The sequence below is a fragment of the Clostridium sp. AF23-6LB genome, from assembly GCF_003461085.1.
GTDB lineage: Bacteria > Bacillota > Clostridia > Lachnospirales > Lachnospiraceae > Coprococcus > Coprococcus ammoniilyticus.
Genome location: NZ_QTWK01000001.1, coordinates 95,129 through 119,798, shown reverse-complemented (window position 1 = coordinate 119,798; position 24,670 = coordinate 95,129). Strand labels below are relative to the sequence as shown.

Sequence of the window (24,670 nt, the reverse complement as noted above, 5' to 3'; positions counted from 1 at the left end):
AGAGGACATATGTATATGAGCGGAAGAAAGAGAAAAAAATAAGCCATTTTGGTTAAGACAGATCATAAGGAGAAGAGGTAAATGATGATAGATGGAAAGACAAGAACGCTTGGTCTGTTAGGAGATCCGGTAGAGCATACAATGTCGCCGCTGATCCACAATACATTAAGTGAAACACTTGGACTAAATAATGTGTATGTACCATTTCACACAAAAGCAGAAGACCTTGGAGAGGCAGTGAAAGGAGCTTATGCACTGAATATTCTGGGCTTAAATGTGACTGTACCGCATAAGAATGAGGTTATGAAATATTTGTCAGAGCTGGATGAAGGGGCACAGGCGATCGGTGCTGCTAATACCCTGGTGCGGACAGAAAATGGATATAAAGGCTATAATACGGATATGCTGGGGCTTCTTCGTGAGGTGAGATCTTATGGAGTAGAACTTGATGCGCATGATGTCATTATTTTAGGAGCCGGCGGAGCTGCAAAGGCTGTAGCCTATATGTGTGGGGCAAATGGAGCAGGACATGTATATATCTTAAACCGTACGGTATCGAAAGCACAGGCAATCGCAGATCATATGAATGATTTCTTTGGAAAGCAGAATATGACTGCTATGAGCATTCAAGACTATCACAAACTTCCGGAGAAAAAATATATTGTATTCCAGTCAACTTCAAAGGGTCTGTATCCGCATAGTGATGAGGTAATAATTGAAGATTCGGCATTTTACCAGATGGTATCAGTGGGAATTGATCTGATCTATAAACCATTCTGTACCAGATTTATGTCTTTGTGCAGACAGGCAGGAGCAAAGAGTTATAATGGTCTGAAGATGCTGTTATATCAAGGAATAATTGCATATGAACTGTGGAATGATATATCGGTGGATGAGAAAACAGCAGATATGATCTATCAGAAACTGTTGAAAAAAACACGGGATAATATTATTTTGACAGGATTTATGGGATCCGGAAAGACAACAGTTGGACAGCTTTTATCTGAAAAATATGGATATACATTTATAGATACTGACCAGTATATAGAAGAAAAATGTGGCTGTACGATCGCAGAATTATTCAGTAAAAAGGGCGAAGCATATTTCAGACAATTGGAGACAGATACATTAAAAGAATTAAATACGTCATTGACACACGCGGTACTTTCGACCGGCGGAGGACTTCCGCTTCGAGAGGAGAATGCTGTAGAGCTTGCAACTCTTGGAACAGTCGTTTATTTACAGATCACTCCGGAAGAAGTCATATCACGATTATCCGGTGACAACACCAGACCACTTCTGGCAGGCGGCAATCCGGAACAAAAGGTACGAGATCTCTTAACCTACCGCACCCCGTTATATGAACGTGCGGCAGATCTGACAATCCCTGTCACAGAATTGACTCCTGAGCATATAGTGGAAGAAATAATAAGCAAAATATAGTATAAACTATGTACTTAATTAAAAGCAAAAACTAATACGCAATGTTTTGTTTTTAAAATAATAGAGCGTAAGCGACTTATGAAAGAGACATATCACGGCCACCAATCGTCCGGGAATCCGTGAATTGGTAAAAAGTAGTTGAAATATTCTGTAGAATATTATAAAATGTCACAAGAAGTTCATATCTTAAGGAGGAAAAGAAAATTATGGCAGAGATGATCTCAGCAGGTGATTTCAGAAATGGTGTTACGATTGAATTTGAAGGAAATATTTATCAGATTATAGAGTTCCAGCATGTAAAGCCTGGTAAAGGTGCTGCATTTGTAAGAACAAAGCTTAAGAATATCAAGAGTGGTGGTGTTGTAGAAAAGACATTCCGTCCAACAGAGAAGTGCGAGAAGGCTCATATCGAAAGAAAAGATATGCAGTATCTGTACAATGATGGTGATCTTTACTACTTCATGGATCCGGAGACATACGATCAGATTCCATTGAATAAAGCAGCAATCGGAGATGCATTAAAGTTCGTTAAGGAGAACGAGATCTGTAAGCTTGTTTCCCATAATGGTTCTGTATTTGGTGTAGAGCCACCATTATTTGTAGAATTACTGATCACAGAGTGCGAGCCTGGTGTAAAGGGTGATACAGCTACAGGTGCTACAAAGCCTTGTGTAGTTGAGACAGGAGCAACACTCTATGTTCCTTTATTTGTAAATGAAGGAGATACGATCAAGATCGATACACGTACAGGCGAGTATCTTTCAAGAGTTTAATTCGATCAGAATATAAGAGAGATAGTAGGAGCTGGTCATATATGATTAGGCTCCTATTACACTTTACAAACATTTTTCAGGAGGAAATGACATGGCAACAGCATATAATCATAAAGTTGTTGAGAAGAAGTGGCAGAAGGTCTGGGATGATAACAAGGCTTTTGCTGCAACAGATGATTACAGTAAACCAAAATATTACGCATTAGTTGAGTTCCCATATCCATCCGGACAGGGACTTCATGTTGGTCATCCAAGGCCATATACAGCACTCGATATTGTAGCCAGAAAGAGAAGAATGCAGGGCTATAATGTTCTTTATCCAATGGGTTGGGATGCATTTGGACTTCCGACCGAGAATTATGCGATCAAGAACAAGATCCATCCAAAGGAAGTAACAAAGAATAACGTAGCAAGATTTAAGGCACAGCTTCATTCCCTTGGATATTCATTTGACTGGGATCGTGAGATCAATACAACGGATCCGGAATATTACAAATGGACACAGTGGATCTTCCTGAAGTTATTCAAGGCAGGTCTGGCATATAAGAAAGAAATGCCGATCAACTGGTGTACATCCTGTAAGGTTGGTCTTGCAAATGAGGAAGTTGTAAATGGTGTCTGTGAGCGTTGTGGTGCACCGGTTGTCCGTAAGGTCAAATCTGAATGGATGTTAAAGATCACAGAATATGCAGATAAGCTGATCGAAGGTCTCGATACTGTTGATTATATTGAGCGTGTGAAGGTATCACAGAAGAACTGGATCGGACGTTCTACAGGTGCAGAAGTGGATTTCCAGATCAAAGGAAAAGAAGATAAGCTTCGTATCTACACAACCAGATGTGATACATTATTTGGAGCAACCTATATGGTTGTATCACCGGAGCATCCATTGCTTGATAAATATAAAGATGAGATCAAGAACTGGTCTGAGATCGAAAGCTACAGAGAGCAGGCTGCCAGAAAGTCTGATTTTGAGCGTTCTGAGCTTGCAAAGGATAAGACCGGTGTAGCTATTGATGGTCTGGTAGCAATCAATCCTGTAAATGAGAAAGAGATCCCGATCTGGGTATCCGATTATGTACTGATGTCATATGGTACAGGTGCGATCATGGCGGTTCCTGCACATGACGAAAGAGACTGGGAATTTGCAAAGAAATTCAATCTGCCGCTGATTCAGGTTGTAGCAAAGGATGGAGAAGAAGTAGATATCAATGAAGCAGCATTTACAGATGTTGCAACAGGTGTTCTGATCAATTCCGGCTTCTTAAATGGTTTACAGGTAAAAGATGCAAAAGAGAAGATGATCGAGTTCCTGGAAGAAAAGAAAATCGGTAAGGCAAAAGTTAATTATAAGCTCCGTGACTGGGTTTTCTCCCGTCAGAGATACTGGGGCGAGCCAATTCCGATCATTCATTGTGATAAATGTGGCTATGTACCTCTTGATGAAAGTGAACTTCCGCTGATGCTTCCGGAGGTAGAGAGCTATATGCCGACGGATAATGGAGAATCTCCACTTGCAGCTATGACGGATTGGGTAAATGTGAAGTGCCCATGTTGTGGAGGTCCTGCAAAGCGTGAGACAGATACCATGCCTCAGTGGGCTGGTTCATCGTGGTATTTCTTGAGATACACGGATCCAAAGAATACAGAGGCACTTGCAAGCAAGGAAGCATTAAAATACTGGCTGCCGGTTGACTGGTACAATGGTGGTATGGAGCATACAACACTTCATCTGCTTTATTCCAGATTCTGGCATAAATTCCTGTATGATCAGGGCGTTGTTCCTACACCGGAACCATATCAGAAGCGTACTTCCCATGGTATGATCCTTGGTGAGAATGGCGAGAAGATGAGTAAGTCCAGAGGAAATGTTGTAAATCCGGATGATATTGTAAATGCATATGGTGCAGATACATTAAGAACATATGAGATGTTCATTGGAGCCTTTGATCTTGCTGCATCATGGTCAGATGATGGTGTAAAGGGATGTCGTCGTTTCCTTGAGAGAGTATGGAAACTGCAGGATATCGTAGTAGATGGTGATGCTTACTCTAAGGATATGGAGACAAAGATGCATCAGACGATCAAGAAGGTTTCAACTGACTTTGAGAATCTGAAGTATAATACAGCTATTGCTGCTATGATGGCACTTGTAAATGATTTCTATAAGAAGAATGCAGTGACAAAGGGTGAGATGAAGACACTCCTTACATTATTGAATCCGGTTGCACCACATATCACAGAGGAAATGTGGAGTATTCTTGGTTACGATGGATATCTTTATCAGGCATCATGGCCAACATTTGATGAGGCAAAGACTGTTGAGTCTACAGTAGAGATTGCAGTCCAGATCAATGGTAAGATGAAAGCAACTCTTTCAATCAATAAGGCTGATCCAAAGGATGATGTTATTGCAAAGGCAAAAGAAGCTATCGCAGACAAGCTGACTGGCAATATCGTAAAAGAAATTTATGTACCGGGAAGAATTGTAAACATTGTGATGAAATAAATCTGTCAAGCAAATAAGCAGTGTGCCTGCAAGGCAGGCAAAGCTGCTTATTTATTTGACGGAAAAAACAACATAAGCATGTAGAGCGGATGCTCGGAATGCGCATGTTGTGGGATGATTTCGGGAGTTCGAAGAACGTAGAAATCATATTATTTCATAAATATAAATACAAAATAAGCAGTGAGCCTGCAAGGCAGGCAAAGCTGCTTATTTATATTTTACAGGAAATTACGAAACATGGCGATCTTCTGGCGTTCAGCAGGGGAAGCCTGTTCCATCATAATATCCATGATGAGATTGGATTCCTCTTTTGAGAAAGAAAGATTACGTTTTTGAAGCTCCCGGTTTAACTGCATGATCTGAGGAAACATCTGTTCCATAGTAGCATTGTGGGAACCGTTTGCAAGTTCCAGAATAATCTGACGTTTCAGGGGCATAAGGTTTTTCAGACGGGGATCGTTTTCAAATTGATTCATGGCAATGGATCGTCCTTTCTGTTTTATAGGATTTATTTTGATTCCGGTTATATGTATTTATAATCTATAATGACCGGTCAGGTTGCAGACCGGGTGTTCGTGTCGTATTCCTGTAACAACTGCATGATGTGATCTATGGAATTGTCGCTATGTTGGGATAATGATTGATCAGTCGTACTGGTATTTTTCGTGTTTTCATGTGTGGAGGAATCGTGAATTTTCTCATCTGTTCTGTTCCCCTGTATGGACGGATTATTATTTGTATATTCTGTATCTGTGGATATAGATGTGTTATCCGGTTCAGCTTGAACGGTTTGGTCATAAGCCTGGAAAATGCTTTGAAAATCCGGAAACTCAGAATCGGTCCGGTTCATGGCATTCATAACCTGCATCATATTCATTGCCTGCTGCATATTTTTCATCTGATCGGCGATATCCGGAAAGCCACACTGGGCCAGCGATGCCAGAATATCATTTTGATTATGAAGATCACGGTTGAAATCACACTGACGGATATAGGACTGATTGTTGATCACACGCATGATCTGTTGGAGTTCCATCATTTTCAGATAGATAACGAGTGGCATGCGCATAGGTCCTTCCACAAAGGGTAGGATTGCTTCCAGAAGAAACAGACGGTCATCCGATATTAATTTGTCAAGTGGATGGGAGTGCGGAATCTGATTCATGGAAACCTCCTTATGAGTACTGTGATACGGATGTTTCCGGATGGTTAGCCGGTTACCCGTTTTCTGTTATAAGTTTCATAGTGTTATTTATGAATAGTCAGGTGTAATTATGCATAATAAACAGAAAATGGATGCTGCAAGAATAACCGGAACTGCCAGCGGTAAGGCATGGGACAATTCCGGTAGCATGCTTGTTATATTGGTGAAATGGTCACTGATCGCATTTCATATGTTCCCGCATCATTTTGAAATGAAAGGGAATGGTTGCTGTTAGCATCCACAGCCACAACCGCAGTCATTTCCATTGCCGCATCCACCACAGCAGCAAAGGAGAATCAGGATGATCCAGATGCAGTCACAGCCATTACTTCCGCCGCCACAGCCACAGTCATTTCCAAAACCATTTCCGCAGCAGGAGAAGAGAAGAAGAAGGATGATGATGCAAGAGCAGCTGCTGCCTCCACCAAAACCAAACATTCCATTTTTTCCACAACCGCACTGTGTTGCTGATAAATCACTCATGGTAAATACCTCCAATTTTCTTTATGCTATAGAGTATTCCGGGGAAAGACAAATGTGACAAAAATACAAAAACAATATACGAAAAAACCATAGATATGATATAATGGTGAAAAATCGCTTGCTTGTAAGGACGATTTTTCGAATGCATTGAGTGAGTTATGCTCACGAAATAATGAACGCAAAAGCGCTTATAAAGGGGTAAAAACAGGAGAAGATAACAGTATGATTTATAAATGTGTAAACTGTGGTGGAAATGTTGTATTTGATCCACAAAGTGGACATATGAAATGCCTGAGCTGTGGTGGAAGTGACTGTGAGCAGAGTATACCGTCGGAGACACCGATGATCTGTCCGTCCTGCGGATCACAGATCACATATCGGAATGAATATGGTTCAGCAGGAAAATGTCCAGCCTGTGGTACATTTCTGATCAGAGATGACTTTGTGGTGTATCCGTATGGACCGGATATGATCCTGCCATTTAAGTTTTCAAAACATCTGGCAGAAGAGAAGCTAAAGGAAGAATTTGGAAAAAAGTTATTCCTGCCAGCGGACTTTTTATCGACAAAGACACTGGAAAAGCTTCGGGGAGTATATGTTCCATTCTGGATATATGATTTTGATTCCAATGTTGATTATACCGCAATTGGTACGAAGGTGCGGACATGGACATCCGGAGACAGGAGATACACGGAGACATCTTATTTTGATGTATACCGGAAATTGCATATCAAATACAACGGAATTCCGGTTGATGCATCAGTCGAGATGCCGGATGGAATTATGGACCTGATGGAGCCTTATGGATATGATGCGCTGTTAAAGCATGATAATAAGTTCATGTCAGGCTTTGAGGCAGAGGTTTATAATTATACCCCAGATCAGTTATCCGGACGTGCGGTTAAAAAGATCAACGATACATCCATGGAGTGGGCAAAAAGTGAAGCCAGTGGATATAATTCGTTGTTGACTAAAAACATGAATGCCAATAATCAGTTGCTTGGAAATAAATTTGCTTTGATGCCGGTGTGGATTTATGAATATCGGTATCAAGGACAGAATTATATGTTTTATGTAAATGGCCAGACTGGAAAGTGTGTTGGAACTCCGCCAAGAAGTGTCAGCCGTGCAATCGGACTGACAGCAGCATTTGCTGCATCGGTTGCGGCTTGTGCCAGTGGAATTGCTATGCTTCTGGAGGTGTTGTAAATGAAAAAATTCAGGATAACAGTTCTTATATTATTTGCGATCGGTATTGTATTTATGATCATGGGACTGATCGTTTCAAACAGCAATCTGAAGCATGATGCACGGAGTAATACGGAATGCAGGACAGATCAGCGTGTGTTTGATTATGCAGATAAACTGACAGGCAATGAGGAACAGTCACTGGAAAAAAAGATTGCAAAATGGGAAGACAAAACAGGCATGGATATCGTTGTAATGACGATCGATAATGCACAGGCACAGAGTATGTTCGGTACTTATATGGACGATACTTATTATGAAGAATTTGAGGCAATCAAGACAGTTGCCAAGAGCTTCAGTGAGCAGGAACGCTTTGGTTGGGAAAACTGGGAATACAACCCACAAAGTAACCGGAGCACCAGCGATGGCTATGTACCAAGCGACAGCATCATTATAGCTGCAAATTATGAAGCTGGTGATGTATGGATGAGCACAACAGGAACAAGAGTCAGAGCAAGGATCAGTGATTCCAAAGCATCCAGCCTAACAGAGAAAGGTGGCAAGTACCTGAGAGAGGATGCAGAGAAGGGGTTTGCAACTATGATCCAGGGGGCGGTACAGTGTATGAAGAGCTCCAGTGGTGGCGGCCTGAAGATTCCCCCATTTTATATTGTGATTCTGGTGTTGATCTGTGGAGCTATATTCTTTATAACGAATATGTCAAAGAAGGCAGGCGAAACGACAACTAATCTGAATACATATGTAAATGGAAATGCGCAGGTACTGGACAGAAGGGATATATTTGTCCGCAAGGAAGTTACCAGTGTTAAGATCGAATCATCCAGCAGCGGCGGAGGCGGCAGCAGCGGTGGAGGAGGCGGCAGCCACGGTGGTGGCGGAAGCCATTTTTAAAACGAAATGCTAGAGAACAAGAAGTTAAATATATTATTATTAAAGAATACAGGAATGTCATTACTGCCTACGATCGTGATCATGTTGCTGATCGTTGGCGGTATGCGGCATTTTCATCTGTTGAATAATCTGGATTTTTATCATGTGGATGATCCGCAGCAATTAGGAGTCTTATATGATGCAGGCACCACTAATGTAGAAATGCGGTTTCAGAAGCTGACCTATATGGGATACGATTATGAGATAGATGGAGAACGGGTAGGCGGTTATTATTATGTCTGGGTAAATGGTAAATTTATGGTTGTTCTGCTTGACAGTGATGAGACGATCATCTGTGATTATCTGGTGCAGGGACAGTTGAAGAAGGATCCTGCGGCATATAATTATATATTGTCAGAATGTGCGGAGAGTGTAGGAATCGAACAGCAGCAGTTAGAGACTATCACATACGATTATCTGATCAGTGAGGTGGATTATCCAAAGACATTTTATATGATCGTAAAGGCTGCGTTGATCATTGCATTTGCAGTGATTATATTATCGATCATTGAGGGAATTGTATACTGGTTTTATCCATGGAAGCATCCACAGATTCGTCAGATGAAAGGATATCGTGACAAGAAGCTGTTAACAGGAGATATTAACCGTCAGTTGCATGATGCACTGGTTTATGAAACAGGAAATTGTTATGTGACCAGAAAATATCTGGTAATCTGGACCCCATTCCGGACGGATATCATTGTGCTGCGGGATATCGATGTGGTTTCCAGACATAAGGAAACAAAGAAAATACTGCCATGGATGCCGCCGCGGGATGTGTACAAGCTGATCATTTCAAATGCAAATGGTGCAATATTTGAGCATGATTTTCATGATGAGAAGATCCTGGATACAATATTGCCATATATACAAAAGAAAAAACGGGACAGATAGGATAACACAGTGGAGTGTTACTGGGTCTGCCCCGTTTTTTAATAGCTATACTGCAAAGCAATCATTTGGTGATGTGCTTATACATCCAGTTTGTCCTGTTCTTCGATCACATCGAGATCCTCTGATACATCGGATAAGCCTTCATTTTCATAAAGAATCGGGCTTTCAATTTCTTCTGTAACAGTGGCTGCTTCTTCAGTGGAATGTTCTGTTTCCTCCGGTTTGGCATTATCTGCCGAAATGTCAGAGGTGTTTTCTGACTGCTGATCGATTGTTCCTTCCACAGGAGCATCATCTAAAGAGAAATAATTACGCTCCGGTTCTTCCTTTGCAGGCATTTTTTCTTTAATCGTATTTTTTACTTTCTCTACCTTGTCATCCATATCCAATGACTGGTATACAGTAGAATTTTTAATCTTATCCCGGAATACATAGCAAACACCGCCGATCGCAGCGATCGTAGCAGTGGCTTTGAATAATTTACCTTTTCCCATAATACATAATCTCCTTTATATATGATGTAAAGTCGTTATAAATAACGTTTCCATAATTTTAATATGTATACACGGAAAAAGCAAGAAAACAATGATAAACAAAAAGGGAATGCAGGCAGATTTCACGAACTTTTAACATTTGCCTGATAAGATGAAGTATGCTATAGTTTTGAAAGATATATGATCGTATATTGATCAGCGTGAGGATTTTCCTGGAAGAGGATTGAAAGGACATATATGAAGATAAAATTAAGAACAAATAAAAATAGCAGAGATCAGAGGGGGAAGAAAAATGGGTCGATTTAAGACAGAGTTAGAAGATTTAAAAAAGAGACAGAAGGAGCTGGAACATAGTTATTCCAATATTGGTACAATCCGGTTCCTGATGTTCCTTGTGATGCTGGGCGGACTGATCGTCGGACTATATGATTCCAATATACCGTTTCTTGCAGTAGGTATCGTGGCTGTCGTTATTTTTGTACTGCTGGTGTTCCGGCATGGTAAGCTGAATGAGGAACTGGAATATACGAAAGCAAAGGTGATCGTATATGAGCGGTATATGAAACGTTATGATGATAGTTGGAAGGAGTTCGCAGAAGATGGCTCCGAGTATCTGACCGATGATGATCTTGTAGCAAAGGATCTGGATATTATGGGAAAGAATTCCATCTATCAGTTTATCTGTGTGGCAGGAACAGAGGATGGCAGGCAGATGCTTGCTGAAACGTTAAGACAGCCTGAATTTGCGGCAGAGGACAGAACGAAACGTCAGATCGCGATACAGGAGCTTGCAGAGAAGCATGACTTCTCCATGGACTTTGAGACATTGTGTGTGAAGTCAGAAACCGGAAAGAAGAAAAAATATTCATCCGATGAATTTGTTGCCTATTGTACCAGTGATGATCATATACCGGAGATTTTCCAAGTGCTTCGTTTTCTGCTTCCGTTGATAACGATCGTGCTTCTGATTCTGGGTATTATGGGAAAAGTCAATCTGGGATATTCCCTGATCTCCTTTTTTGTAGTTTTGCTGTTTGCATGGATCACATCAGGTGTTGCAGGACAGGCGGTTATGCCGATGATCTCATTTGGATATGTGATCAATGACTATATCCGGATGTTTGAACTGGTCTCCGGTGAAACATTTGATTCAGAGTTGTTGAATGATATCAAGAATACAATCTCTACAGATTCCGGAGCACTGAATGCTGTAAAGAAGCTGGAGCGTATCAGCGCAGCATTCAATATCCGTTATAATCCAATCGTACATCAGGTATTATGTGGATTGTTTTTATGGGATTTTCATCTTGGAATTATGATGGATAAGTGGAGAGACCAGTATGGCAGTCAGGTGAAGGACTGGATCCATGCGATTTCAAGAATGGAGGAATTGTTATCCTTTGCAGTACTTGCCCGTACCAGAGAGGTGTCCTATCCGGAGGTGACAAGACATGAGAAAGTAGAAGTATCAGCAGAAAATTTGCGTCACCCGTTGATCAATCCGTCGAAGGTAGTTCCAAATGATGCAGCCTTTAAAGGGGGAGCTACGATCATTACCGGTTCTAACATGTCCGGCAAGACAACATTTTTACGAACCCTTGGCATCAACCTGATCCTTGCATATGCCGGAGCTCCGGTATGCGCAGAGAAAATGCATGCAGATTACATGAAGATATTTACATCCATGCGCGTGACGGATGATGTCAGTAATGGTATATCAACCTTTTATGCAGAGATACTCCGGATCAAGTCGATGGTTGAATATAAGAAGAATGAAATGCCGATGTTATGTCTGATCGATGAGATATTTAAAGGTACAAATTCGGCAGACCGTATTGTAGGAGCAACCCAGGTGATCCGAAAGCTGTCGGATGATCATTCCATGACACTTGTATCTACGCACGATTTTGAACTGTGTGAGCTGAAGAGTGAGAGCGGAGTGCCGGCAGCAAATTATCATTTTGAGGAGTACTATGAAGGTGATCAGTTAAAGTTTGATTATAAGAAGAAGGATGGCAGATGTACAACGACAAATGCGATGGCAATCCTTCATATGGCAGGACTTGATTAGTAAATACTGACAAAACGATTTTCAATTCATAGGATTTGTATTTTCAGCAATTATGCACAATGACGATTTGTAGAAATTACCAAAAACTGATTGAAGAGTAAAATGTTTTGTGATATAGTTATAAATATGAAGGAAATTTTATCGAAAGCATACAAAGAATAGACAAAAAAGGAGGAATAGAATATGCTACCAGCTAACATTGCATCAGACAATGATAATAATGTTCTATCCATAGCAGCATCCAATAACAAAGGATTACTGATCAGATTTTTGAACGAGCAGGTTGAGGACGGTTTTTATGCACTTGTTATTGATTATCTGAAAGACAGTAATTTTGATTTATCATCCATGATGGTTGATGATGAAGTAAAGGCTCAGTGTACAAAGTTATATGAGCTTGCTGAATTCGTTGATTTTAATATTAAGGCAACCGGACGTTATGAGATTGAAGAGTGGATAGAGCCATTATTTAAATTTATTTATGGTGATATTGATCCATCAGACATCGATGCACCTATCAGTGCAACTGGTATTTACAGATACAGCATCTGGTTGATCTATCTGTATCAGACAGAGAAGTTCCCGGAGGCTATGCGGCTGATCGGCGAGCGTATCGCACCATTACTTATCAATGTAAGTTATCAGATCTTAGAGGATGACGACAGACCAAAGAACTTTGATAAGGCAGTGATGGGATATCTGGATCTGATCAATGTTGTAATGGAGATGGGACTCCCACTTTCATCAGCAAAATCAGATGCATACATCAACAATCTGGAAGTTCTCTTTGACTATGTAGTGGAAGATCCACATGTTGGAAATGATTATAAGATTCAGTTCAGCATTGGCTTGTTTAATGCATATATCAATGACAAGAATTATGGAAAAGCATTTGAATTCTACGGATTAAATGCAGAATACATTCCAATTGACAATCTTGCGGTATATGAGAATTTCAAGGAGCTGATTCGTAACTGTAACAGTGCACAGAGTACAAGTGTACTGTCCAGAAGCGTTGTATCTGCTATCTCCAAGCAGGAGATTTACAACAAGAGGATCGATACTCTTCTTGCTGAGGTTTCAGGATTTATCAAGAAGGTATACAAATATATCGAGGATGAACCGGAGATGAAGAAGAATCTTCAGACACTTGGAACCGGTTCTCAGTTGAATGGCAAGACAAATATCTTTGAAGGTCTGTATGAATATAACCTTGTATTCTACGAATGTGGTATCAAGGCAATCGTAAATCAGGATATGTCAACACGTTCATGGGAAGAAAAGTATGAGATGCTTGAACTTCTCTATACAACATTAAATGTTGTATTTGACGGATACAATGTATATGAGATTTCAAATAAGATCGAGCATCAGTACATTGAATTAACATGGATCAATAATTATGTAAATGCAAATCCAAATCTTCTGAAGCAGTTCTTCAGTGTAAAGGAAAAGATCAAGGCATTTAAGGTTCGTAAGAATTCAATCCTTGAGAAGAGCAAGACCAACTATGAGATCAAGAAGATGATCGACGACAGACAGAAGCACCTGTTATTTATGGCTGCTGAAGATATGATCGTTAATGGACTTGGCGGTGGTAAGCTGCAGATCATCAGCTCAGGATATGATCTGAATACAGCAAAGAAGTATTTACAGGAAACTTATGCAAAGATTGTATTGCCTGCAAAGTACGGTCAGGAGACACAGACATCCGGTGGTGGTTTCTTCGGAAAGAACAAAAGCTCAGCGGCTGATGCAGACCTTGCAAGATTACTACGTGATGCATCTGTAGAAGAAATGTTGTGTAAGTCTGAGTGGTTATGGAATCAGCATAATGACAAGGGGCTTGAGAAGCCAACTGCAGAAGAAGCAACTTATGCTGTTGCATGTCTTGTAAAAGTAATTCACAGAATGCTTGACAAGAAGGGAACTTCAAAGGCTGCAAGCTCTCCGAATAAGAAGGTAATCATTACCAAGACAGGTAAGGTTATCGAGTTATCTGATGAATCAGGTCAGGCACCTGTAAAGCAGCAGGAGTCCGGTGTGATTGAAGCAATTGATAACATCGTAGTTCTTCTGAAAGACAAGTCGGAAGAAAATGTAAAATATGTAAAGGCGTATATCGAAGATCTGTTAAATGCACTGATGAAGACAAAGTGGGACAAAGATACCATGCTGTCACAGTTTGATGCAGAAGAGCTTCGTGCAAAATCCTTCCAGGTAATCAAACGTCTGAATATGGATATGTTAGTTTAGTATAAAAGCTTAGACAATAAGAGCAAATAAAAAGAGGTATACATTCCAGATGAAAAACTTAGATCTGAAATGTATACCTCTTTATTGTTAGAAAAATGAGAACTGATACTATTTTTATGGAACATGCCTGCCTGATTTACCGTACAATCTGATGTTTTTTCAGGTAGGAATGCAAAATCCATTTTTCAGGGATCCGCTTCAGGACAATTTGGATCTCTTCTTTTTTGTCGATGGGCATCACTAACAGTGAAGTGATACCGGTGTTATTTGCGCCCCAGAGATCTGTAAACAACTGATCGCCGACAAAGAGGGTATTTGCTGTATCAGTACCAAGAAGCTGCATGGCCTTCTGGTAACCGGTGCGTTTTGGCTTTCCGGCTTTATAGATGTACTTTACATCCAAAGGCTTGTTGAATTCCGCAACTCTGGGCTCTTTGTTATTGGATACCAGACAGATACCAAATCCGATCTCTTTTAACTTCTGGATAAGTCTGATTGCTTCTTCTGTTGCCGGAGCATTATGGGGAACAAGGGTATTGTCGATGTCAAATAAGATGCCGCGATAGCCCTTTTTATAATATTCGGCAAAATCAATGACATAGGTTGATGTATAATATTCTGATGGATAAAATTTCTGAAACATGTTAAACTCCAATAGTATAAGATAGTAAAATTATAAATAGTGTAAAACGGATTTGTCAAGAAATATACAGGAAGTATATAAGAAACAGATAATTGTCAGATAGGAAATACGAGGTTAGACAGTATGCAGGAAACATATATGAGGAGAGCCATTGAATTGGCAAAAAAAGGAATCGGAGCGGTAAATCCGAATCCGCTGGTTGGAGCAGTGATCGTAAAGAATGGGCGGATTATTGGTGAGGGATATCACAGAAGATACGGAGAGCTTCATGCGGAGAGGGATGCATTTGCACATTTGACAGAGGACGCAGCGGGCGCGGAAATGTATGTGACGCTGGAGCCCTGCTGCCACTATGGCAAACAGCCTCCGTGCGTGAATGCGATCATCGAGCATAAGATCAGCAGAGTCTATGTCGGATCAGATGACCCGAATGCGCTTGTATCTGGAAAGGGATATCAGATACTACGGGATGCAGGAATTGAAGTTATCACACATGTATTAAAAGAAGAATGTGACAGCCTGAATCCGGTATTTTTCCATTATATTGTAAATAAGACACCATATGTCGTAATGAAATATGCAATGACTATGGATGGGAAGATTGCAACATACAGTGGAAAGAGTAAATGGATCACCGGCGAAGAAGCAAGAGCCCATGTAATGGAGCAGAGAAATGCACTTACAGGTATCATGGTCGGAAGCGAGACGGTGATAAAAGATGATCCGTCGCTTACCTGCAGGATAGAGGGAGGAAGAAATCCGGTTCGAATTATCTGCGACAGCAGACTTCGGATTTCAATGGATTCCCAGATCGTTAGAACAGCATCGAAAGTACCGACGATTCTTGCAACCATACAGTCAGAGGATCAGGCAGATAAGAAGCAGAAGCTGATCGGGGCAGGTGTTGAGATCATCGAGACGGAGAGTGTGGATGGTCATGTGGATCTGCAGGAACTGATGAAACAGCTCGGAGCAAGAAATATAGACGGAATTCTGCTTGAAGGTGGAGGCACTTTAAATGAAAGTGCATTAAAAGCAGGCATTGTAAAAGAGGTCGATGTCTATATAGCACCGAAGATTTTTGGTGGAAGTGCAGGCTATACGCCGGTCGGTGGTGTGGGAGTAGAATCACCGGCAGAATCCTATCCGTTTGAGCTTGGTTCCATTCAGAGGTTTGGAGCAGATATTATGCTTCAGTATTTTCAGATAACAGCTTGACAAACATAACAAACTGTGCCAATATAACCATGTTGAAGTCTTCAGGGCGGGGCTCATTTCCCCACCGGCGGTATACATAGTAATCTATGTGAGCCCGCGAGCCGTAAGGCATGATTTGGTGAGAATCCAAAGCCGACAGTAAAGTCTGGATGAAAGAAGAATGCAGAGAGAATTTCAATAGCAAATTGAAATTAAAACATGAATACGGACATGATGGAATGTGTAGTTGAATGTTTTACAATATGCTGTTGTATGAAAAAATATTAAAGAAATCTGCAACAACATTTCATAACAAACAACCCGCCGGAGACATAGTTCTCTGGCTTTTTTTATGTTAAGTTATATAGGAACTTAACATGTTAAAAGAAGTAATTCAGCGAGTAAGTTGTTAATTAATTAGGTTGACAGTTTTTTTGTAAATAGTCAGTTTGTTACTCCATTGATCTTGTGTAGTAAACCTTTTTTCATGTCGGTCCTTAACGAACTGCAAAGGGCAGTGAGTTTAGTACCGTTACATGAAAATAGAGCGCAAGCGTTTTACGGAACAAGAGTCAATGGGGTGACGAAATGACTGTTTGCAAAAAAACGTCCCCGAAAAGGAGGCAGTCATGTTCACAGGCATTGTGGAAGAGACAGGCACGATTAAGAAGATAGAAAAAGGCACATCATCCGGTCGCCTGACCGTAGAGGCAGATAAGGTTCTGCAGGGAAGCGAGATCGGTGACAGCATAGCTGTCAATGGGGTATGCCTGACGATCACAGGAATGTCGGGGCATTTGTTTACGGCAGATGTGATGGCAGAGACGATAAGAAGAAGCAATCTCGGAACCTTAAGCTCCGGCAGCAGGGTAAATCTGGAACGGGCGATGGCGGCAGATGGAAGATTTGGTGGACATATCGTATCCGGACATATCGACGGAACCGGGGTGATCACAGAGTACACTAGAGAAGAAAATGCAATCTGGGTGACAATAACATGTGATAAAAAGCTATTAAAGTATATCATCGAGAAGGGATCGATTACGATCGATGGAATCAGCCTGACGGTTGCTTATGTCGATGATCGCTGCTTCAAGGTTTCGATCATCCCACATACGGCGGAGGAGACAACGTTGATCCGCAGGCAGACCGGAGCAGTGGTCAATCTGGAAAACGATGTGATTGGCAAATATGTAGATAAGCTGCTCCATTTTAAAGACAAAGAAGAACCGGATGCAGGGAAAAAAGTAGATATGAATTTTCTGGCAGAAAATGGATTCTTATAAAATAAATGTTCCTATGGAGGTAAAGACAGATGGAATTAAACAGTATAGAAGAAGTATTAGTAGATCTGGCAGCCGGTAAGGTGGTCGTTATGCTCGATAACGAAGACAGAGAGAACGAAGGAGATGTCATTTGCGCATCTGAATTCGCGACCACGGAGAATGTGAACTTTATGGCAAAATATGCAAGAGGTCTGATCTGTATGCCGATGGATGATTCTTATGTGGAGAAATTAAATCTTCCGCAGATGTGCATCACAAATACAGATAATCATTGTACTGCATTTACAGTTTCTGTTGATCATGTAAGCACTACAACCGGAATCTCAGCGTATGAGCGTGGCATTACAGCCAGAAAGTTCGTAGAAGAAGCTGCAAAGCCGGAGGATTTCCGCAGACCGGGTCATATGTTCCCATTACGTGCTGTTCCGGGCGGAGTGATTGAACGAGGCGGACATACAGAGGCAACGGTTGATCTGTGCAGACTTGCAGGCTTGAAGCCATGTGGTCTGTGCTGTGAGATCATGAAGGATGATGGTACAATGGCAAGAAAAGATGATCTGCTTGCATTTGCCAAGGAGCACAACCTGAAGATCTCCACGATCGAAAAGTTAGTTCAGTATCGTAAGGAACATGAAGTATTTGTAGAATGTGTAGCAAAGGCAAAGATGCCAACCAGATATGGGGAGTTCACGATCTATGGATATATCAATAAATTAAATGGCGAGCATCATGTGGCACTGGTAAAGGGTGATATCACGGATGGCGAGCCGGTATTATGCAGAGTTCATTCCGAATGTCTGACCGGAGATGCACTTGGTTCAGCCCGTTGTGACTGTGGCCAGCAGTATGATGCAGCGATGAAGATGATCGCAAAGGAAGGCAGAGGCGTGCTTCTGTACATGAGACAGGAAGGACGTGGGATTGGTCTGATCAATAAGATCAAAGCATATCAGTTACAGGATCAGGGTTTAGATACCGTAGAGGCAAATCTGAAGCTTGGCTTCCCTGAGGATGCAAGAGATTACACGATTGGAACACAGATCTTAGTAGACCTTGGTGTCAGAAAGATGAGACTGCTTACGAACAATCCATTAAAGGTATATGGTTTGTCAGGATACAATCTTGAGATTGTGGAACGAGTACCGATCCAGATGCAGCCGGGCAAATTTGATGCATTTTATCTGAAGACAAAGAAAGAAAAGATGGGTCATATACTTGATCTGTAAAGCCATATGGACTGGGAATTATATGCATAATGATTTAGTGGTAACAGAGAATAAGCAATTGTAAATATTGAGATCGAATCAATAACAGGAGGATAATAAAATGAAGAAGATTGAAGGAATGATCGTAGCAAATGGTGCCAAGATCGGTATTGTAGCAGCAAGATTTAATGAATTTATCGTATCAAAACTGGTAAGCGGTGCAGAGGATGCATTATTACGTCACAGCGTAAATCCGGATGACATATCTGTTGCATGGGTCCCGGGAGCATTTGAGATTCCGGTTGTAGCCAAGAAGATGGCGATGTCAGGAAAATATGATGCAGTGATCTGCCTTGGAGCAGTTATCCGTGGAGCAACCAGTCATTATGATTATGTATGTAATGAAGTGTCCAAGGGAATCGCATCTGTTTCACTTGAATCCGGTATTCCTGTTATGTTCGGTGTTGTAACAACAGAGAATATTGAGCAGGCAATCGAGCGTGCCGGAACAAAGGCAGGTAACAAGGGTTACGATTGTGCAATGGGCGCACTTGAGATGATTGACCTGATGAAGCAGTTATAAAAATTGCATAGTATAAACGAAGGTTCAGGGTTTTATGATGCAAAGGTCATAGAACCCTGAATGTATTCATACTGCGTGGAGCGTTTTTGTTCTTATGCGATAATAAACGGAGGAAATAGATATGAATAAGACAAGAAAGATTCTCTTTTTTGATATCGACGGAACTCTGATCACGGATGATGGAAAACGGTATTTTCCGGACAGTGCAAAAGAGGCAATACAAAAGGCAAGAGAGAACGGGCACCTGGCATTTATCAATACGGGAAGAGTATTCTGCAATGTGACAGAAGAGATCAGAAGCGCAGGCTTTGATGGCTTTGTCTGCGGCTGTGGAACGCATATTGTTTATAATGGAGAGACATTGTTTCATCATGATACACCATATGTGGTCTGTGCAGGCGTTGTTCAGAAATGTAAGGAATATAGAATGGATGCCGTATTTGAACACGCGGACAAGGTATTTACCAGCTCTGCTTTTTCCGATAATGAGCATTTAAAAGAACTGATCAGTTATTTTAAAGCGACCAGCACCTATATGGAGAATGATGATCCGGCAAATGATCATATCTTTGATAAATTTTGTGCATGGTATGATGCTGACACTCCGTATCTGGAAGAGTTTAAGACATATCTGGAAAAAGATTATATGTATATCCAGAGAGAGGGAAATTTTTGTGAGGTCGTACCAAAGGGATATACGAAGGCAACCGGTATCCGGTATCTGCTTGATTATTTTGACCTGCCATTAGAAAATGCCTATGCGTTTGGAGACGGAAGTAATGATGAACCGATGTTGGCATATGTGCCAAATAGTATTATAATGAAAAAAGGTCCGGAGTATCTGAAGAAGAAAGTCCGTCTTGTAGCGGATGATGTCAGAGAAGACGGAATCTATAAAGCTATGAAAAAAATGGAGATTATCTAATGGACGAAGAATATTCAAAAGTAACGATGGTCGATCAGTTAGCCATCGCAGTATCCAGCCCGAAAAATTATAAGCATCTGACGAAGTTAAAAGCGAGCAAGACGGCAGGATTTATGATTCTGATTGCTTTTATCCTGACCTTTATCGAGTTTGGAATCGGTGTCATTACCTTTATCATGCATGTGGGAGGGTTAAATAACCTGATCACGAATAAGGTTCCGCAGTTTGTGATCGAGGATGGTAAGCTTACGGCAGAATCAGAGATGTCACTGGATATTGGAAATGCAACGATATATATGAATACGGATTATGACAGAATTACACTTGATGATATCAAGACAAATGGCGTGTATATTGCATTTGGCAAAGAGAATGTAGTTATGGGAATGATAAACGGCGGACAGACGTATGAATATTCAACGATGGATCTCGACAAATTATTCTATGATGGGTTTAACAATGATCAGCTTGCATCCGCAGTGCCGGCGTTCTATGTGGCTATTGTCATTATGTACATTGTAATGATGTTCGGAAGTGTAATAAAGATGATCTTCCTTGCACTTGTATTTTCGATCGTTGCACGGACACTTGCGAAAGGTCTTCATACAGGGCTGTCCTATGGAAATGTATTCCGGGTATGTCTTTACGGACTGACTTTACCGATGCTGTTGACATCCGTGAATACCTGTCTGGACTTCCTGATTCCATCATCGATCATGTTTGTGATCACTCTGATCCTGGCATTTTCCATGATAAACAGAGGTATCGCAAGTCATGTGGGAACAACGGCACCACCGGAGGATTGGTTATAAAGGGCGATATAAAAGGAGGCTTTTATGGAGATCGAAAGAAAATATCTGATAAAAGAGATACCGTTTTCACTGGAAGCGTATCCATATAAGAAACTGGAGCAGGGGTATATCTCGACCAGCCCCGTCATCCGTATCCGAAAGGCAGATGAACAATATATTCTTACAGTAAAGTCAAGCGGATTACTGGAACGACAGGAATTCGAGCTTCCGATGAATGAGACGGATTATAAACGGTTGCTTGGTAAGGTTGATGGAAATCTGGTGACGAAACGTCGGTATATCATCCCGCTTACGGATACAGAGGGAACAACCGGCGATAAGGAAAAAGATGCAGGACTTAAGATTGAACTGGATGTCTTTGAGGGGCTGTATCAGGGGCTGATCTATGCAGAAGTCGAATTTGAGACAAAGGAAGATGCAGATAATTTCGCAGCACCGGCTTGGTTTACCAGAGATGTATCTATGGATGGAGCGTATCATAACAGCGCATTAAGCAGTATGAATGAAGAACAGAGACTTGCATTTATGGCAAGAGTTTTCGGACATTAAGAATGGAGGCAGAAGCATGAAAGTCAGAATGTTATTTGAAACAGGATATGAAGAAGTAGAAGCATTGACCGTTGTAGATCTGTTAAGACGTGCAAAGGTTGACTGCCTTATGGTGGCAGCAGACGATCAGGATACGGTTACAGGTTCACATGGAATCACAGTAAAGATGGATGAGAAAATCAGTGAACTTGCAGATGATGCAGATATGATCGTACTTCCGGGTGGTATGCCCGGTGTGACGAATCTGATCGCAAATGAGAAGGTAAGGAATCTTGTATGCGGACAGTATGAAGCAGGAAGATATGTTGCAGCAATCTGTGCAGCACCTACTGCTTTTGGAGCATTTGGCATCTTAAAGGATAAGAAGGCTACCTGCTATCCGGGAATGGAGGCGGGACTTCATTGTGCGGAAGTATTATATGACAGTGTAGTAACAGACGGTAAGGTAATTACAAGCCGAGGTATGGGAACAGCTATTGATTTTGGTCTGAAGCTGGTTGAGATCCTGACAGATCAGGATACATCAGAGAAGCTGGCAGCAGCTATTGTTTACAAATAAGAATTATGGAATTTAAAGTTTCGGTCAGGCATATGGTAGAATTTATATACAGATGCGGCGATATTACAAGCAGCAGTAATGGGACTCTGTCAAAGGAAGCAATGAATGCAGGAAGTAAGATGCATCGGAAGCTTCAGAAAATGGCAGGGTCTTATTATGATGCAGAAGTTCCTTTAAAGATCACGATGAAGAAAGGAATTCATGATCTGGATGTTACGGTAGAGGGCAGAGCAGATGGGATCATAGATCTGAGAGGTGAAAAGAACCGAAGCAGGAAGAAGAAGGAAATTGAGCGGCAGGTGATTCGGGTAGAGGGTAGATATTGGAGCCGGCTGCTGCTCAAAAAAACGGAGAGTCTGGATCTGGAAGTCGGTGAAGACTTCATGGAACAAAATTCTGCCGGAACAATCGGTCAGATGCAGGAAATGAATGAGCCTGCGGATGTTACGATCGACGAGATCAAAGGTGTATACAGAAAACTTGCTGATATCGAAGTGCCGGAAACAGTTCATGTAGCACAGGCAATGTGCTATGCCTATATTTATGCAAAAGAGCAGTCTTTGGATCGGATCAATGTACAGATCACATATGTGAATCTGGAAAGTGAAGAAGTAAAACATTTTTTTTATGTGTTTTCTTGTTCATTTCTTGAGAAATGGTTTCATGATACAGTGGATGAGATGATGAAATGGGTTGATCATGCTGTATCACATGCAAGAAGCAGAGATGCGTCAATTACAGAATTGGAATTTCCATATGAATATCGGAAAGGACAAAAGCAGATGGCTGCCTGTGTGTATAAGGCGATTGAAGGGGAGCGCAGATTGTTTGTGCAGGCTCCAACCGGAATCGGGAAAACGATGGCAGCGATGTTTCCTTCCGTTAAGGCATTTGCAACCGGGCTGGTATCGAAAATCTTTTATCTGACCGCAAAGACGATCGCCGGAACCGTGCCGGATCAGGCACTTACATTGCTGCGGGAACGTGGAGTGAAGTTTTCTTCCGTTATGTTGACTGCCAAAGAGAAGATATGTCTGAATGAGACGATGGAATGTGATGCAGAGCACTGCCCTTATGCGAAAGGACATTTTGACCGGGTTAATGATGCATTATTTGAATTGATCACTCAGGAGGAAAAAATGGATCGGGAGATCATCCGGGCTTATGCGAAAAGGTATCAGGTCTGTCCTTTTGAGCTGGGACTGGATGCAAGCCTGTTTGCAGATGCTATTATTGGAGATTATAACTATGTGTTTGATCCGAGAGTGAATCTGAAGCGGTTCTTTTCACAGACAGCATATGATACAGGACGGTATGTATTTCTGGTAGATGAAGCACACAATCTGGTGGACCGGGCATCGTCCATGTACAGTGCCACGCTGTATAAAGAAGATTTCCTTGCTGTAAAGAGGCTGGTAATGCCGTACAGCAAAAAACTGGCACGGAGTCTGGAATCCTGCAACCGGGAGCTCCTGGAATTGAAGAAAAAATGTCCGGAGCATGGATATCAGATTTTAAATGATATTGGGGTTCTATATCTGAAGCTGCTGCATCTTCATACGACGATGGAGGCTTTTTTAGAAGATTACAAACAGATCCCGGAACGTAAGGAGATACTGGAGTTTTATTTTGCACTTACGACATTTTTAAATATTGCGGATCTGATCGATGACAGCTATGTGATCTATGATGAGCTTAAGTCGGATGGCAGATTTATGGTTCGGTTATATTGCGTCCATCCGGCGAATAATCTGAAGCTTTGCCTGGATAAGGGTGTATCGACTGTTTTCTTTTCGGCAACGATCCTGCCGGTAAAATATTACATGGAGATGCTGTCCGATACGGTGACCGATCAGGCTATCTATATTCCTTCTCCGTTTGATCCGGAGAAACGACAGATCATGGTTGGTGTGGATGTATCTACGAAATATACCAGACGGTCTGTAAAGGAGTATAAGCGCGTGGCTGAATATATCAGGCAGTTGTTTAACGCACATTCCGGAAATTATATGGTGTTTCTGCCATCCTATAAGATGCTTCAGGAGGTCTATGAGCAGATGATAGAGGGTGATTGTTCTGGCATGGAACTGCTCTGTCAGGAACAGAACATGAAGGAGGCAGACCGGGAAGCATTTTTGGATCATTTTTCAGCGAAAAGAAATGTGGTTGCCTTTTGTATCATGGGCGGGATCTTCTCTGAGGGGATTGATCTGACCGGAGAACGGCTGATCGGATCGGTTGTAGTAGGTCCGGGACTTCCGCAGGTGTGCAATGAGAGAAAGATCATGATGGACTATTTTAATGCCAGAAAGAGTATGGAGGCATATGCTGGCTCATCGGTTGATGGTTTTAAATATGCATACCTGTATCCGGGCATTAATAAAGTATTTCAGTCAGCCGGACGCGTGATCCGGACAGAAGCGGATGCCGGAGTGATCCTGTTGCTAGATGAACGATTTGGAACCGGGGAATATAATTCGTTATTTCCGGTGGAGTGGCAGGATGCGGTCTTTGGAAATTTTGATCAGATTTCGCAGAGCATAGAACAGTTCTGGTCGAATCTTAATCTTTCCTGAAAACGGGAATATATATACAAGAATACTGGAAATTCGCATATACATGTGATAGAATGGACGCAGGCATTT

Annotated in this window: 23 protein-coding genes and 1 riboswitch; of the genes, 18 read left to right on the top strand and 5 right to left on the bottom strand. The window is 41.5% G+C overall.

The features are described 5' to 3' along the window. The first annotated feature begins 81 nt into the window (after positions 1 to 81). The 3 genes from aroE to leuS all read left to right on the top strand — a co-directional run bounded on the left by aroE (position 82) and on the right by leuS (position 4,725). Complete coding sequence (gene aroE, locus DWY07_RS00505; RefSeq protein WP_117821925.1) at positions 82 to 1,443, top strand: shikimate dehydrogenase; 1,362 nt, start codon at positions 82 to 84, stop codon at positions 1,441 to 1,443. Positions 1,444 to 1,658: 215 nt separating this feature from the next. Continuing rightward, positions 1,659 to 2,216, top strand: a complete 558-nt coding sequence (efp, locus tag DWY07_RS00500; protein WP_044946272.1) for an elongation factor P — start codon at positions 1,659 to 1,661, stop codon at positions 2,214 to 2,216. Positions 2,217 to 2,307: 91 nt separating this feature from the next. Continuing rightward, complete coding sequence (leuS, locus tag DWY07_RS00495; protein ID WP_021943381.1) at positions 2,308 to 4,725, top strand: leucine--tRNA ligase; 2,418 nt, start codon at positions 2,308 to 2,310, stop codon at positions 4,723 to 4,725. Between the two features lie 218 nt (positions 4,726 to 4,943). On the opposite strand, the gene DWY07_RS00490 is transcribed toward leuS, so the two are convergent. Next, positions 4,944 to 5,201: a hypothetical protein gene (locus DWY07_RS00490; RefSeq protein WP_021943383.1), complete on the bottom strand. Its 258-nt coding sequence runs from the start codon at positions 5,199 to 5,201 to the stop codon at positions 4,944 to 4,946. 77 nt (positions 5,202 to 5,278) lie between these two features. Next, entirely contained in the window at positions 5,279 to 5,890 is a 612-nt protein-coding gene (locus tag DWY07_RS00485) for a hypothetical protein (protein WP_021943384.1), read from the bottom strand. 109 nt (positions 5,891 to 5,999) lie between these two features. Between DWY07_RS00485 and DWY07_RS13120 the strand changes: the two genes are divergently transcribed. Beyond that, complete coding sequence (locus DWY07_RS13120) at positions 6,000 to 6,164, top strand: hypothetical protein (protein WP_173783371.1); 165 nt, start codon at positions 6,000 to 6,002, stop codon at positions 6,162 to 6,164. Here DWY07_RS13120 and DWY07_RS00480 read toward each other — a convergent pair. Next, on the bottom strand, positions 6,161 to 6,412 hold the full coding sequence (locus DWY07_RS00480; RefSeq protein WP_117785440.1) for a chorion class high-cysteine HCB protein 13: 252 nt from the start codon (positions 6,410 to 6,412) through the stop codon (positions 6,161 to 6,163). The genes DWY07_RS13120 and DWY07_RS00480 overlap by 4 nt on opposite strands. Positions 6,413 to 6,634: 222 nt before the next feature. Between DWY07_RS00480 and DWY07_RS00475 the strand changes: the two genes are divergently transcribed. From DWY07_RS00475 to DWY07_RS00465, 3 genes are read left to right on the top strand one after another with little or no spacing between them, the layout of a single operon-like run. After that, positions 6,635 to 7,621, top strand: coding sequence for a hypothetical protein (locus DWY07_RS00475; RefSeq protein ID WP_117821924.1), 987 nt, complete (start codon positions 6,635 to 6,637; stop codon positions 7,619 to 7,621). Then, positions 7,622 to 8,512, top strand: coding sequence for a TPM domain-containing protein (locus tag DWY07_RS00470; protein ID WP_117785438.1), 891 nt, complete (start codon positions 7,622 to 7,624; stop codon positions 8,510 to 8,512). Positions 8,513 to 8,566: 54 nt separating this feature from the next. Beyond that, positions 8,567 to 9,445, top strand: a complete 879-nt coding sequence (locus DWY07_RS00465) for a hypothetical protein (protein WP_147340229.1) — start codon at positions 8,567 to 8,569, stop codon at positions 9,443 to 9,445. 77 nt (positions 9,446 to 9,522) lie between these two features. Here DWY07_RS00465 and DWY07_RS00460 read toward each other — a convergent pair whose 3' ends face one another. After that, complete coding sequence (locus DWY07_RS00460) at positions 9,523 to 9,939, bottom strand: hypothetical protein (RefSeq protein ID WP_117821923.1); 417 nt, start codon at positions 9,937 to 9,939, stop codon at positions 9,523 to 9,525. Positions 9,940 to 10,231: 292 nt separating this feature from the next. Between DWY07_RS00460 and DWY07_RS00455 the strand changes: the two genes are divergently transcribed. Then, positions 10,232 to 12,010, top strand: coding sequence for a mutS domain V protein (locus DWY07_RS00455; RefSeq protein ID WP_021944366.1), 1,779 nt, complete (start codon positions 10,232 to 10,234; stop codon positions 12,008 to 12,010). A gap of 183 nt (positions 12,011 to 12,193) precedes the next feature. Further along, on the top strand, positions 12,194 to 14,266 hold the full coding sequence (locus DWY07_RS00450; RefSeq protein ID WP_117821922.1) for a hypothetical protein: 2,073 nt from the start codon (positions 12,194 to 12,196) through the stop codon (positions 14,264 to 14,266). A 136-nt stretch (positions 14,267 to 14,402) separates the two neighbouring features. On the opposite strand, the gene DWY07_RS00445 is transcribed toward DWY07_RS00450, so the two are convergent. After that, positions 14,403 to 14,909 carry a YqeG family HAD IIIA-type phosphatase gene (locus DWY07_RS00445; RefSeq protein ID WP_117821921.1) on the bottom strand — a complete coding sequence of 169 codons (507 nt, stop codon included), beginning with the start codon at positions 14,907 to 14,909 and terminating at the stop codon, positions 14,403 to 14,405. A gap of 123 nt (positions 14,910 to 15,032) precedes the next feature. Between DWY07_RS00445 and ribD the strand changes: the two genes are divergently transcribed. The 9 genes from ribD (at position 15,033) to DWY07_RS00400 (ending at position 24,601) form a co-directional block, all read left to right on the top strand. Beyond that, on the top strand, positions 15,033 to 16,127 hold the full coding sequence (gene ribD, locus DWY07_RS00440) for a bifunctional diaminohydroxyphosphoribosylaminopyrimidine deaminase/5-amino-6-(5-phosphoribosylamino)uracil reductase RibD (RefSeq protein WP_117821920.1): 1,095 nt from the start codon (positions 15,033 to 15,035) through the stop codon (positions 16,125 to 16,127). A 33-nt stretch (positions 16,128 to 16,160) separates the two neighbouring features. Beyond that, positions 16,161 to 16,292: riboswitch (FMN riboswitch) on the top strand. A gap of 443 nt (positions 16,293 to 16,735) precedes the next feature. Continuing rightward, positions 16,736 to 17,392 carry a riboflavin synthase gene (locus DWY07_RS00435; protein ID WP_117821919.1) on the top strand — a complete coding sequence of 219 codons (657 nt, stop codon included), beginning with the start codon at positions 16,736 to 16,738 and terminating at the stop codon, positions 17,390 to 17,392. Positions 17,393 to 17,421: 29 nt separating this feature from the next. Next, positions 17,422 to 18,618: a bifunctional 3,4-dihydroxy-2-butanone-4-phosphate synthase/GTP cyclohydrolase II gene (locus DWY07_RS00430; RefSeq protein WP_117821918.1), complete on the top strand. Its 1,197-nt coding sequence runs from the start codon at positions 17,422 to 17,424 to the stop codon at positions 18,616 to 18,618. Positions 18,619 to 18,718: 100 nt separating this feature from the next. Beyond that, complete coding sequence (ribE, locus tag DWY07_RS00425) at positions 18,719 to 19,180, top strand: 6,7-dimethyl-8-ribityllumazine synthase (protein WP_008402941.1); 462 nt, start codon at positions 18,719 to 18,721, stop codon at positions 19,178 to 19,180. Between the two features lie 121 nt (positions 19,181 to 19,301). Continuing rightward, on the top strand, positions 19,302 to 20,105 hold the full coding sequence (locus tag DWY07_RS00420; protein ID WP_117821917.1) for an HAD family hydrolase: 804 nt from the start codon (positions 19,302 to 19,304) through the stop codon (positions 20,103 to 20,105). After that, positions 20,105 to 20,917, top strand: coding sequence for a DUF1189 domain-containing protein (locus DWY07_RS00415; protein WP_117821916.1), 813 nt, complete (start codon positions 20,105 to 20,107; stop codon positions 20,915 to 20,917). The genes DWY07_RS00420 and DWY07_RS00415 overlap by 1 nt, the downstream gene beginning before the upstream one ends. A gap of 24 nt (positions 20,918 to 20,941) precedes the next feature. Continuing rightward, entirely contained in the window at positions 20,942 to 21,466 is a 525-nt protein-coding gene (locus DWY07_RS00410; protein ID WP_117821915.1) for a CYTH domain-containing protein, read from the top strand. A gap of 16 nt (positions 21,467 to 21,482) precedes the next feature. Beyond that, the gene (locus DWY07_RS00405; protein WP_117821914.1) at positions 21,483 to 22,025 is read left to right on the top strand and encodes a DJ-1 family glyoxalase III; all 543 of its coding nucleotides are present in this window, start codon (positions 21,483 to 21,485) and stop codon (positions 22,023 to 22,025) included. 32 nt (positions 22,026 to 22,057) lie between these two features. Continuing rightward, the gene (locus DWY07_RS00400; RefSeq protein ID WP_226800982.1) at positions 22,058 to 24,601 is read left to right on the top strand and encodes an ATP-dependent DNA helicase; all 2,544 of its coding nucleotides are present in this window, start codon (positions 22,058 to 22,060) and stop codon (positions 24,599 to 24,601) included. Positions 24,602 to 24,670: the final 69 nt, after the last annotated feature.